Here is a 12630-nt window from a genome sequence, read left to right as displayed (position 1 = left end):
TAAGTTGGTTGTGCGAACGGAAGGTTCGGCGCATCGCGCGATCGAATCATCCGTGGAACATAGGAAGGGGCTGGCATGACAGGCATAGCAGGAACAAACGGCGGTATGACCGTGTGCCCGGCGGCGGTCGAGGCGATTGACGTGCGCAAGACGTACGGTTCCGGCATGGCCGAGACGGTTGCGGTGGCGGGCATCACGGCCCGGTTCGAGAAGGGCAGGTTCACGGCGATCGTGGGCCCGTCCGGTTCGGGCAAGACCACGTTGCTGCATTTGCTGGCTGGGTTGGATACGCCGACTTCCGGCCGGGTGATCATCGACGGCACGGATATTTCGACGTTGTCGGATGATGCGTTGTCCGATCTGCGGCGAGATCAGATCGGGTTCATCTTCCAGGATTTCAACCTGCTGCCGTATCTGACGGCGGAGCAGAACATCGAACTGCCGTTCACGCTGCGCTGCAGAAAGCATGACCGGCAGGCCATACGCGGGATCGCGCGTGAGCTGGGCATCGAGAACCGGCTTAATCACAAGCCTCAGGAGATGAGCGGCGGGCAACGGCAGCGCGTGGCGGTCGCCCGCGCGCTGGCCGGGAATCCCGCGGTGGTGTTCGCGGACGAGCCGACCGGGGCGCTGGATGTGAAGTCGTCGCGCCAGTTGCTGGTGATTTTGCGGGATATGGCGTCGCGTCGCGGGCAGACGATCGTGATGGTCACGCATGATCCGAACGCCGCCGCCTACGCCGACCGGGCGCTCGTGGTGCGTGACGGGCTGATCGCGGCGGATATCGCACATCCGACCGCCGCCGACGTGGTACGCGTGCTCGAACAGGACGCTGGTTCTTTCCTCCCGCCGGCGGGAGGTGTCGCCACAGGCGACGGAGGGTGGTCGGATGCCATCCCCCCGAAAGGACGGTGTGCGATGATCCGGGTGGCATGGGCGCAGATCAGGCATTCTCCATCCCGACTGCTCGCTGTCCTGTCGGCGGTAGTCCTGTCGGCGGCGATGCTGGCGGGCACGGTCGTGTTCCAGGGCACGTCCACCGCGAGCATGGCCACGGTCACGGCCGCGCCGTTGAAGCCGGTGGACGTCATCATCGATCCTGGCGACGCCGACGTGAAATCATTGAAGCCCTCGTGGGCCGAGGACGTGCTTGCCGAGGCGCGTGTCAACGGCAAGGTGAAGGCGACGGCTCCGTATTATGCGGCCACGGTCACCGCATACGGCGCGGATGCGCGTGGCACGGCGAACGTGTATTCCGTCGCCCGGGACCCGTCCCTGCGCTGGTTCGGACTGGAGTCCGGCGACTGGCCGCGGTCCGCCGACCAGATCGTCATCTCGCAGGATACTGCCGGCAAGCTCGGCGTGCGGGTCGGCGGCACGGTCACGTTGAAGTCGTCCGACGGTACGAAGCATGCGGTGACGGTCAGCGGCATCAATGATGTGCGGTTCAAGCCGATGACCGGCACCGACTACGCGATCTACGCCGACCCGACGTACTTCGGTGATGCAACGCCGGGTGAGCTGTTCGTCAAGCTCAACGACCCCTCTGACATCGATTCGGTCACCCAACGTCTTGTGACGGCGGCCAAGGCGGATGGTGTCACGGCGGTCACGGGCGTGGAGATGATCCGTCAGGCGTCGGCGATGATGGCCGGCGGCAGCACGCAATTGACCGTGATCATGGCGGTGTTCGCCGTCATCGCCCTGGTCTGCGCGATGATGGTGATCTCCAGCACCTACCGGACGCTGATCGCGCAGCGCACGCGGGACATCGCCATGCTGCGCCTGATCGGAGCCAGACGCGCGAACATCCGTTCGCTGGTATTGTCCGAAGCGCTGATCACCGCCATAGCCGGCACGTTCATCGGCGCCCTGATCGGCGTGGGCGGCGGTTACGCGGCCATGACGGTGATGGGTCAGGCATTCGGCGGATTCGCCGCCAACCCGCTCCTGCTGGCGGGAACGCTGCTGCTGACCGTTGCGGCCACGGTATCGACCGCATGGACGACCGTACGCCACGCCACGCGCATCCCACCCATCCAGGCACTGGACGGAGCCGCGCAGTCCGGAGACGGCAACAACGATGTGACGGCGGATGGCAAGACGTATAACGGCAGTGTTCCGCGCATCGCGTTCGGCGCAGTGTGCGCGATCGCCGGCGTCGCGCTGCTATGGGTCGGCGCGGCCGGCTTCCACATGCCCGTCGCGCTGGCCGGTGGTCTTGCTTTGGCGCTTGGTCTCGTGCTTGCTCTGCCTGGACTTGTCGCGATGCTCATGCCCATCATCGATGCGGCATTGTCCGTCTGCGGATTGGCGGGCAAACTGGCCGCGGCGAGTCTGACGGCGAATGCGCGGCGCGCGGGCGGCACTATCACAGCGGTCGCGTTCGGCATCAGCCTGATCGCCGCGCTCTCCTCGGCCGCGGCCACCGGCACCGCCACCATCAACGCCGACCTCGACCATCGCTACCCGGTCAGCGCCGCCCTCTACACGCCGGACAATAGCCCGCTCTCCGACAAGATCCTGCGGCATGCCCGTGGAATCACCGACGCGCAAGCCTCCTACCCGATACGCACCATCGCCATCGACCAGACGCCGGACGGGGCGAAAACCACGCCTCGGATACTCGACGTCATCCCCGACAAGGCCGCCGCAGTCTTTGCCAAGAATGACCAGTGGCGCGCCGGCGAGGAGAACGGCGTGCCGGTCGCGCTCGTCCACCCGCGTTATATGAGCACCATCGGCATCAAGGAAGGCGATACGCTCACGCTCACCGTCGCCGGTATTCCCGTCACGGTCAGGGCGCACGCCTCGCAACTCACCGAATCGCCGAAACTCGCGGTCATCATCACCGACGGCCAGCTCGCCGCACTGCCGCACGCCGCCACCATCGAACCGGCATTGAAGACCAGCATGATCTGGTTCAAAGCCAAGCCCAATATCGACCGAGCCAAACTCGCCAATCAGGTCAACCGGCTGGCCGTGGCCGATCCGAACGCCACGGTCGGCGGCGGCATCGCCGAGAGCAGCGACATCCTCAACGTGCTCAACATGCTGCTCATGCTCTCCTACGCGATGCTCGCCATCACCGTCATCATCAGCCTGACCGGGCTCGCCAACCAGCTCGCGCTGTCCGTCATCGAACGCACCAACGAGATCAGCATGCTGCGCGCGCTCGGCACCAGACGCGGCGTCATCCGCACGGAGATCGTCATCGAAGCGCTGACCCTGACCATCATCGGCACGTTTGTTGGCCTGCTGGTCGGTCTGCCGCTTGGGCTAGCCGGCGTCAAAGCACAGATCGGCGGCATGACCAACCAATTCACCACGCAACTGCCATGGACGCAGATCGGCGTGCTCATCCCCGTCATTCTCTTCGCGGCGTTCCTCGCCGCGGCCATTCCCGCGCGCAACGCCGTCAGAATCCAACCCGCGCAAGGTCTCACCAGCTGAAAGAGGGGGTGGAGGACTGTATACGGTCCTCCACCTCCTCTCCCCCTTCCCTATGTCTCACATAACTGGATGTGGAAGGTCTGATGACGCTGGCCCGGCGCCGACGGGGATGAACGCCGCATCGCCTACAGTCGGATGTCCGGCGCGGGCGCGGCGGGACGTTCGTCGATGGCCTGCAGTCCGGCGACATTGGCCGCGTAGAAGCGTTTCAGGTCGTCGGCGAACTTCGCGAGGCTCGTCTTGGACGAATACAGCATGTGTCCGGCCGGATAGTACGTGAACGCGACGTTGCCGCGCAGCGGTTTCGGCAGGCCAAGATGGTCGATGTCGTATTCAGTCTGGCCGAACGGCGTGCACAGGTCGTAGACGCCGTTGCCGATGAGCACCTTCAGCGTGGGCTGGTGGGCGATAGCGGCGGCCAGGTCTGGTACGACGTTCGGGAACGGGATGTTCTGCCCCCATGAGGATTTGGTCATGTCCGGCTGCCTGTGCCACCAGGTCCAACCCTTGCCCGGCTCGGTGGCGTTCCAATCGAAATCGGCGAACCCGACGCGTTCGGGCGTGCGGTCCCAGCCGAGCTCGTCGCGCAGGTACGCGTTGGCGAGACTCGAATACGCGGGGTCGAGGAACGCGTCGTCCACGACGAACGTCTCCTCGTCGTTCATCCGATCGAGGTCATAGCCGGCCACACGTCCGTCGTAACGGCCGACGATTCTCCCCTCGTCGCGCAGCAGCTCCTTGCGGAACCGCATGTCCACGACGCGCAGGTCGGAATCGTAGACGTATTTCGCGTCCAAACCGGTCAGTTCGGCGTACCGTTCGGCGACATGGCGCTTGACTGAATCGTCCAGCGAGGCTCCGGCGGCGAGAGCGAGACGCAGCGGGCCGTTCGCGAACGCGCGCGCCTCCTGCAGATGATTGGCGGATTCCGTCTCCGTCGCGGCGCGGCCATGATATTGGGCGACGGACGCGTAGGTCGGGAAGTAGCCGATGTAGAACTGGTCGGACGTGTCGAGCGTGTACGCGTAGTCGAGGATGTTGGAGATGAGCGTGAGCCCGTTCAGCGCGACCCCGTCCTGCTGGAGTCGGTATGCGAGGGCGGCGCCGCGCGTGGTGCCGTACGATTCGCCGAGCACGTATTTCGGCGAGTTCCAACGATGGTATTTGCTCGAATAGGCGCGGATGAATGCGCTGAATCCGGCGACGTCGCCGTCCACCGACCACAGTTCCGGCTTCGCTTTGTCGATGATTTCGGAGAATCCGGCGCCGGGAGCGTCGATGAACACCAGGTCGGAGGCCGGCAGCAGCGTGTACGGGTTGTCTTCGAGACGGTATGGCGCAGCTGGGACCGGGGCGGCGTCCGGCACGTCGATGCGTTTCGGCGCGATCGATCCCATGAGCAGGAACGTGGTGGACGATCCGGGGCCGCCGTTGAAGATGTAGGTGACCGGGCGGGTGATGTCGGTGTTGCCGTTGCCGTCGAGCAGTTCGAACGCGGTGAAGAAGACGCTCGCCGCCGGCTTCACTTTGGGCGTGTCGATGAGCAGCGTACCCACGGTCGCCGCGTAACGGAGCGTACGCCCGTCGATGTCGATGACGTGGCGCGTGGTCTTCTCATATGGTTCCGGCAATTTCGCCTGCGTCGTCGCCGATGCCTGCTGCTTCGTCGCGTCGCCGCCTTGCTTGTCGTCAGCCGTATCGGCCATGATGTCTTCCTTCCTTCGGCGGATGCCCCGTCATCGTGTTCGTTTCATCGTCCACTATACGTGCGTGAGAAGCGTCGATTCGCACATTATGATAATCAACACGTTGTTGATATTGTTCTGTCGTTTGTGATGATCACCATGTTGTGCATTATCGGGGACGATTGCCCGAAGTCCGCCGAAATCGGGATAATCGCGGGGATGATCCTATGAACAACACGAAGGAGAAGGACATGATCGACGGGTTCAAGAAGTTCATCTCACGCGGCAACATGATCGACATGGCGGTGGGCGTGGTCATGGGCAGCGCGGTCACCTCCGTGGTGAACGCGATCGTGGACAGTCTCATCAATCCGCTCATCGCGATGGTGTTCGGCAAACCGGACATGAGCGGCCTGCTCGCATTCACGTTCAACGGAGCGACCGTTTCGCTCGGCGCGATCCTGGGCGCGCTGCTCAACTTCCTCGTCATCGCCGTGGCCGTGTACTTCTTCATCCTCGTGCCGATCAACAAGTTCCGTGACATGACCGACGCGATGCTCGTCAAGGCGAAGCTCAAGCAGGAGGAGGACGAGAAGGCGAAGGAGCCCGAGGTCTCTCCCGAGGAGCGCACCGTCGAGCTGCTCGCCGAGATCCGCGACCGGTTGGCGGCGGCTGACCATGACCTCACCCTGACGAAGAAACAGGCCATAGCGCCGAATAACCCCTGACTTCCGCATTGCGTGTCTCTTTCACGATGTGATAAGCTGAAGTTGACTTCACATGAAGGGAACTTCAGATTCCCTGACCGTTTGAATCATCCATCAGGACTATCGCACGCCAATGAAGGAAGGCGGTGATCGGGACATCATGAAGACCAAGGTCCGCGAGTACCGCAGGATGGCGGATATGACGCAACAGGAGCTGGCGGATATGGTGTATGTGTCGTCGCGCACCATCATCTCCATCGAGAAAGGTCGATACAGCCCTTCGCTCATGCTCGCCTACCGGATGGCACGGGTGTTCGGTGTCACCGTTGAGGACCTGTGCCTGCTCGAGGAAAACAGACTCATCGAAGACAAGGAGCACGGCTATGCGTAGGCACAACAATAACGATGACAGGAAAGACAGCGAGGCGAACGTCCCGGACAGGACGAAGAGGAGAGGCGTGGCCCGAATGGACATACTGTGGGTCGGCATGGCCGTGACGACGATCGGATTGTCCGGCGTTGGGATGCTCATCGACGATCCCCGTCTCATCCCCGTCCCCTTGTGGCTGTCCATGACGACATGTGCAATGCTGACCCTGGCAGGACTCGGACTGATTATCACGGCGTTCGTCCGACCTTGCACGTCGGCTGGCGACGAACCGCAGACGACACGGCTCGCATCACGGCCCACGTCCAGGCAGACACGGTGGACACGGATTCGGATGTTCGCCGCGGCGGGCATCGTACTCGCGTGGATGGCGGTGTTCATCATCGCCGGAGGCATCCGCTACGGCTGGGCGGGCGCGGCATTCAGAGGATGGTGGACATCCAGCCTGTGGTGGCTCGTCCCCGTCGTGGTCTTCCTGATCGGCGGCATCGTGACTGAACGAGATCCGTTCTCGGTTCCACGCGAGGACGAACGCGAACTGCTCATCAAGACAAAAGCCGCGGCCACGACCTCACGAATCATGGTCCTGGTGTGCGTCGGAGCCGAGGTCCTGCTTATGGAGGCGTCGTTCGCGTTCGGCTCGAAGCCGCTCATGTACGTGGGGCTCGGATTCCTCGCCGCACTCGTCATTCACACGACGGTCTCGATGATCGTCAGGTCATATTACGACAACCGCATGTGACGGCGGACGGCATTCCGTGCGCCGCCGTCCCTGCCTGCTACTCTTCCAGGTCGGCGGCGCGCAGGTTGCGGGTGATGGCGCGTTCTCGGGCGCCCTTCGTGGCGTGGAGTCCGGCGGCGACGAGCAGGAACATCACCGTGCAGCAGATCCAGAGCGCGCGGCTTCCGAATCCGCTGATGATCCACCCGCCAATCAGCGGCGCCGCCCCGTTCGACAACGCCCAGACCAGGTTGTACAGGCCCTGGTAGGTGCCGCGCGCCTCGGCCGGGGCGAGGTTCGCGACGGTGGTCGCGGCGATCGGGAACGTGCCCAGTTCGCCGAACGTCCACAGGACGGTGGCGATCGCGAAGGCGTGCCATGTGGTCGCGCCGATTTGGAACATGTATCCGACGGCCGTCATCAGCATGCCGAGCACGAGGACGCGCGTGTTGCTCATCCGGTTGAACACGGCGATGGCGGGGATCTGCAGCAGGCACAGCATGGCGCCGTTGATGGTCAGCAGCACCGAATACTGGTCCGTGCCCATGCCGAGGCTGGTCATCGCGATCGGCAGGCCGCTGGTCATCTGGAAGTACGCGATCGTGTAGGCGAACATGAGCACGACCATCGACATGAACGGCCAGTCGGCGAGCGCGCGACGGTAGTTGCCGAGCATCGAGACGTTCGTGCCGCGCTTCCCGTCGGCGGCTGTGGGATGTCTCCCGGCGACGCCGGCTTCCGGGGCTTTCGGCGTGTGCACGCGCGCCTCGTGGAAGAAGAACGAGAGCAGTCCGGTGGCGACCACGAGGATGATGGCTTCCGCGTAGAACATGAGCGTGTATGAAATCTTGACGAGCTGGTTCGCGATGATCGGCCCCGTGGCGAAGCCGAAGTTCACCGCCCATGTCTGCAGCGTGTATGCGCGTTTCTGGTCGCGCATCGGGACCACGTCGGCGATGTACGCGGCGATGGCCGGCGTGGGGATGGAGGAAATCGCACCGTAGACGAGCAGCATCGCGCCCATAAGCGTCGGATCGTCGATGAACGAGAGGAGCACGAGCATCGCCGCCGAGCCGAGCTCGCCGGAGATGATCATGGCCGGGCGGCCGAACCGGTCGGACAGGGAGCCGCCGAACAGGCAGCCGAAGATGCCGCCGAACCCGTACATGGAGACGATGGTGCCGGCGAGTCCCGCGTCCACGTGCAGGTCCTTGACGAGGTACATGGACATGAACGAGATGACGAACCTGCCCATCCATAGGATCAGCAGGGCCAGCCACAGGCCCCAGAACAGCAACGGCAGGCCGAGGACGGCGCGGCGGCGCGTCCTCTCGTTCATCTTCTCGCGCATGGGCCACCATCCTATGGATACACGCGTACACGCACAGCGGTGGCGGATGCGGATCGTGCCGCGCGCGTGGACTCCGGTCGCGCATGGTCGGCCCCGGACCATTACAGTGATGATGGACATGCCGCCGCCGGCGGCGAAGACGAACAAATACGAACAATACGGGAGGCAATCATGGCGAGTAGGGCGTTGATCGTGGTGGACGTGCAGCCGACGTTCTGCGAGGGCGGCGAGCTCGGCGTCGAGGGAGGCGATGCGGTCGCGAAGCGCATCGCCGCGTATGTGGAGGCGCATCGCGACGACTACGTGTATATCGCAACGACGCAGGACTGGCATATCGAGCCGGGCGGTCATTGGTCGGAGCATCCCGATTTCGTGGACACATGGCCGGTGCACGGCAAGGCGGGCACGCCGAACGCCGAACTGCATCCGGCGATCGCCGCGCTCGGCATCGCGCACCATTTCAAGAAGGGCCAGTACGCGGCCGCATACTCGGGCTTCGAAGGCATCGAGGACAATACGGATCGCATCCAGTCGCGCGACGAGGTCCAGGCGGCGCAGAAGCAGAGGCTGACGCTCGCCAACGCGCTCAAAGCGGCCGGCGTCGAGGCGGTGGACGTGGTCGGCATCGCCGAATCGCATTGCGTCAAGGAGACGGCGATCGATGCGGCGAAGCTCGGCTACCCGGTCACCGTGTTCGAGGATCTGACCGTGCCGGTCAGCGAGGAGCTGGGAGTCGCCGCGCGCAGGGAGATGGCCGCCGCGGGAGTCACCCTGCGCGACTCCCGCTGACGCGGCGACGCGCTGCGTTCGGCGGCGCGGGGCCACAGCGACATGACACGAGGAAAAGAGGAGAAGGCAGGAATCCGTGGATAGCGAACTGTTCGAGAAGGCGCCGATCCCGAAGGCGTATTTCGCGTTGACGATGCCGGTCGTGCTGAGCATGCTCGTCACGCTCGTCTACAACATGATGGACACGTACTTCGTCGCGCACACCGGAGACACGAGCATGGTGGCCGGCGTCTCCCTGACCGCGCCCATGTTCACCGTGATGATCGCGCTCGGCGACATCTTCGGCCTCGGCGGCGCCTCCGTCGTCTCCCGACTGTTCGGCCGGAAACGGTACGACGACGGACGCCGTCTGAGCGTGTTCTGCTTCTACGGGGCGATCGTCACCGGACTGCTCATCGTCGTGCTCGGGCTCGTCTTCCGCACGCAGATGCTCACCCTGCTCGGCGCGACCGACGACACGTGGGCGCACGCCTCCGCCTTCTACACGCTCATCATCATCGGCTCGCCGTTCATCATCGTCTCGATGACGCCCACGAACCTGCTGCGCACCGAAGGCCACGCCGTCCCCTCCATGATCGGCTCGATCGTCGGCACCGTCGTCAACATGATCCTCAACCCCCTGTTCATCCAGGGGCTCGGCTGGGGAGCTGCGGGCTCCGCAGGCGCGACCGTCATCGCCAACATCTGCACCGACGCGTATTTCGTCTGGTTCCTGCTCAAACGCAGCCGCAACCTGTCCATCGACCCGCGGCTCATGTTCGGCACCGCGACCGCGGCCGCCGCAACGGCGAAACGCCGCCTCGACATCACCGCGCTCGAAGTCCGCAACATCCTCGCCATCGGCATCCCCTCCGCCATCACGAACCTCACGCAGAGCGTCGGCCTGGTCATGGTCAACCTGTTCCTCCTCCCCTACGGCACCGACACGGTCGCCGCCATGGGCATCGCCCTGAAGGTCGTCATGATCGCCGTGCTCGTGTTCGTCGGATTCGCGTTCGGCGCGCAGCCGCTCATCGGATACAACTACGGGGCGCGCAACATGCGCCGCCTGCACGGCATCATGCGGTTCGCCTACCTGTTCCTATGCTCGTTCGCGCTCGTCATGACCGTCGTGCTGAGCGTCTTCGACCGGCAGCTCATGCGCTTCTTCATCGCCGACGAACGGATCGTCACGCTCGGCGCCGGCATGCTGCGCATCCAGCTGCTGAGCCTCGTATGCGTGGCGATCGTCATGGTCACCACCTGCACGTTCCAGTCGACCGGCAAGGCGTTGGGAGCGTTCGTCCTGTCGATCAGCCGTCAAGGTCTGATCCTCGCCGTCACCCTGACCGCAGGCTCGCGCCTGTTCGGCTACGACGGCGTCATCGCCGCGCAGGCGCTCGCCGACCTCGTCACCGCGGTGATGGCGGTCGTCCTGTTCGTCGTGATGCTTCCCGAACTGCGCGCGAAATCCGCCCGGAACGGCAGGTAGCCGCCGCCGTCCTCGGCCTGCGGACCGCCGCAACCGCCGCAACCGTCACTGCTGCCATTGGCGCAGCACGCTCTGCGGGACCTTGGACACGTCGAAACGGTAGTGGCCGGTGACGGTCATGTGCGTCCTGAACGCGAGATAGTCGTTCTCACGCTGCCGCTGGCCCATGTTGTGCAGGATGAACGCGGTGCCGTCCGCGTCGCGTTTGTCCGAGACGATGCCGATGTGTTTGACGTTCTGGAACACGACGACGTCGCCGCCCTGCCATTGCGCGTGATCGGCCGGGTCGAGCGTCAGCTTCTCCCCGTATTTCGAGAAGAACACGTCGAGCACGCCGGTGCGACGGAAGTCGATGTTCGGATCCGGGTTCGGCGCGACGGCGGCGTAGCTCGCCGGATCGGCCGCCACATCCGCGTCCACCATGGCCTTCAGATCGTATCCGGCCGTCTTGAACGCGCGCCACACCAGATCGGTGCACGCGCCGCGGTCGTCCGGCGGATAGCCGCCCTCATAATAGCCGTCGTCGTAGGCGGGCCGGTTCTCCGCATCCCTGCGGGCGCCGGCGACGATGTCCGCGTAATCGTCAACCCCGTTGCCGTTGTAGTCGACCGGGCTCACCGCCTTCGGATACTTCGCTTCGGCGGCGGCGCTCGGAGCCGTCGCATCCGTCGACGTCTCCCCCGCCGCATCACCGGAACGCCAATCCGTCCCCGTCAACGTGCGCACGGCGAACGTGCCGGCGACGCCCAGCACGACGACCATCAGGACCGCCACGATCCATGCGACGACGCGACGGGACCGCGTTCCCCTCATTCCCCGTCGCCGTCCACCGTCCTGTCCCATCATCACCGGCACCTCCCCGCATACGCTGCACGACATCCAACCAACCACTCGCCGCCCATTATCCTCCCCCGACCTCGTTCAGGGCAACCATCAGGGTCGTTCCCAGGGTTCTCTTGCCGAACAACCACAATCGGGCTGGTAACGTGAGACGCGGCATCACGGATTCGGACAAGAACATACGGAAGCCGGAAGGGGCGATCCCATATGACGAAACGCACGGCACCGGGCGCGCGGCGCGGCTCGACGGCGCTCCGCCACGCGCTCATCGTCGTCGTGGCCACCATCTGCATCGTCACCGCCGTGATCGTGGGCGTCGTGAAGCTCTCCGCGCAATGGCTCGCCGATCTGGGGAACGCGGCGTCCGCCGCGAAGGACACGAGCGCATACTGCATGGCGAAGCAGACGGACGGCGTGATGAGCTACACGCTGTCCACCGAACAGGCGCGCAACGCGGGCCTCATCACCGCGATCGGCGTGACGCGCGGACTGCCCGACCATGCGGCCACGGTGGCGCTCGCCACCGCCATGCAGGAGTCGAAGCTCACGAACCTGGAGTACGGCGACCGTGATTCGCTGGGACTCTTCCAGCAGCGTCCCAGCCAGGGGTGGGGCACGGTCGAACAACTCATGGACGAGACCTACGCGACGAACGCGTTCTACGACGGACTGGTGAAGGTGACGGATTGGGAGTCGATTCCCGTGGAGGACGCGGCGCAGGCGGTGCAGCTGTCCGGCTATCCGGACGCGTACGCGCAATGGGACGGGTTGGCGCGCGCCTGGGCGCAGTCGTTGACCGGCGAGGTCGCCGCCGGCGTGGGGTGCAGGCTGCCGGGCGACGTCACGTCGTCGGATCCGGACGGATTGACCGCCGGACTGCAGGGCGCGTATCCGTCCGTCACGGCGGCGTCATCGTCATCGAAATCGTCATCGCAATCGACGGATGACGCCGGCGAAAGCGGGGACGGGAACGCCACGGCGGGTGACGGCTCGACGGCCACGACCGTCACCTTCACCGTGCCGGGCGGACTGAGCGACGAGAACACACGTCGTGCGGTCTGGCAGACGGCGACGTGGATCGTCGTCAACGCGCGCCACTACGGCGTCGTCAAGGTCGCCGCGGACGGCATGACGTGGACGCGTGCGGCGACCGCGTGGACCGGCGACGAGAAGGCGGGGAGCACGGTGACGGTCACGTTCGCGTGACCTCGCCATGCTCCCCGCC

Annotated in this window: 10 protein-coding genes; 7 read left to right on the top strand and 3 right to left on the bottom strand. The window is 64.8% G+C overall.

From position 1 onward, the window contains the following. Positions 1-75: 75 nt before the first annotated feature. Complete coding sequence (locus BSTEL_RS05575) at positions 76-3453, top strand: ATP-binding cassette domain-containing protein (protein ID WP_156963176.1); 3378 nt, start codon at positions 76-78, stop codon at positions 3451-3453. A gap of 125 nt (positions 3454-3578) precedes the next feature. Here the strand turns inward: BSTEL_RS05575 and BSTEL_RS05570 are convergent, their stop codons facing one another. Next, entirely contained in the window at positions 3579-5159 is a 1581-nt protein-coding gene (locus BSTEL_RS05570; protein WP_034528155.1) for a S10 family peptidase, read from the bottom strand. Between the two features lie 230 nt (positions 5160-5389). Here BSTEL_RS05570 and mscL point away from each other — a divergent pair, with 230 nt between their 5' ends. The 3 genes from mscL to BSTEL_RS05555 all read left to right on the top strand — a co-directional run bounded on the left by mscL (position 5390) and on the right by BSTEL_RS05555 (position 6975). Further along, positions 5390-5866, top strand: coding sequence for a large conductance mechanosensitive channel protein MscL (gene mscL / locus BSTEL_RS05565; RefSeq protein WP_051922907.1), 477 nt, complete (start codon positions 5390-5392; stop codon positions 5864-5866). 139 nt (positions 5867-6005) lie between these two features. Then, positions 6006-6236, top strand: a complete 231-nt coding sequence (locus tag BSTEL_RS05560) for a helix-turn-helix transcriptional regulator (RefSeq protein ID WP_034528153.1) — start codon at positions 6006-6008, stop codon at positions 6234-6236. Positions 6237-6312: 76 nt separating this feature from the next. Next, a complete protein-coding gene (locus BSTEL_RS05555; protein WP_156963175.1) occupies positions 6313-6975 on the top strand; it encodes a hypothetical protein in 663 nt (220 codons plus the stop codon). 37 nt (positions 6976-7012) lie between these two features. Here the strand turns inward: BSTEL_RS05555 and BSTEL_RS05550 are convergent, their stop codons facing one another. Further along, entirely contained in the window at positions 7013-8305 is a 1293-nt protein-coding gene (locus BSTEL_RS05550; RefSeq protein WP_238567631.1) for an MDR family MFS transporter, read from the bottom strand. Between the two features lie 171 nt (positions 8306-8476). Here BSTEL_RS05550 and BSTEL_RS05545 point away from each other — a divergent pair, with 171 nt between their 5' ends. Both BSTEL_RS05545 and BSTEL_RS05540 read left to right on the top strand, forming a co-directional pair. Beyond that, positions 8477-9094, top strand: coding sequence for an isochorismatase family protein (locus BSTEL_RS05545; RefSeq protein WP_034528150.1), 618 nt, complete (start codon positions 8477-8479; stop codon positions 9092-9094). A gap of 76 nt (positions 9095-9170) precedes the next feature. Next, positions 9171-10565, top strand: coding sequence for an MATE family efflux transporter (locus tag BSTEL_RS05540; protein WP_034528148.1), 1395 nt, complete (start codon positions 9171-9173; stop codon positions 10563-10565). A 45-nt stretch (positions 10566-10610) separates the two neighbouring features. Here BSTEL_RS05540 and BSTEL_RS05535 read toward each other — a convergent pair whose 3' ends face one another. Beyond that, positions 10611-11378 (bottom strand): DUF1287 domain-containing protein, encoded by a 768-nt coding sequence (locus BSTEL_RS05535; RefSeq protein WP_084686129.1) that lies wholly within the window; start codon positions 11376-11378, stop codon positions 10611-10613. Between the two features lie 234 nt (positions 11379-11612). Between BSTEL_RS05535 and BSTEL_RS05530 the strand changes: the two genes are divergently transcribed. After that, entirely contained in the window at positions 11613-12611 is a 999-nt protein-coding gene (locus BSTEL_RS05530) for a hypothetical protein (RefSeq protein ID WP_051922871.1), read from the top strand. The last annotated feature ends 19 nt before the right edge of the window (positions 12612-12630 follow it).

This window comes from Bifidobacterium stellenboschense (assembly GCF_000741785.1).
Taxonomy (GTDB): Bacteria; Actinomycetota; Actinomycetes; order Actinomycetales; family Bifidobacteriaceae; genus Bifidobacterium; species Bifidobacterium stellenboschense.
The sequence above is the reverse complement of the archived record's forward strand: the minus strand, read 5'-3'. Positions and strand labels throughout refer to the sequence as shown.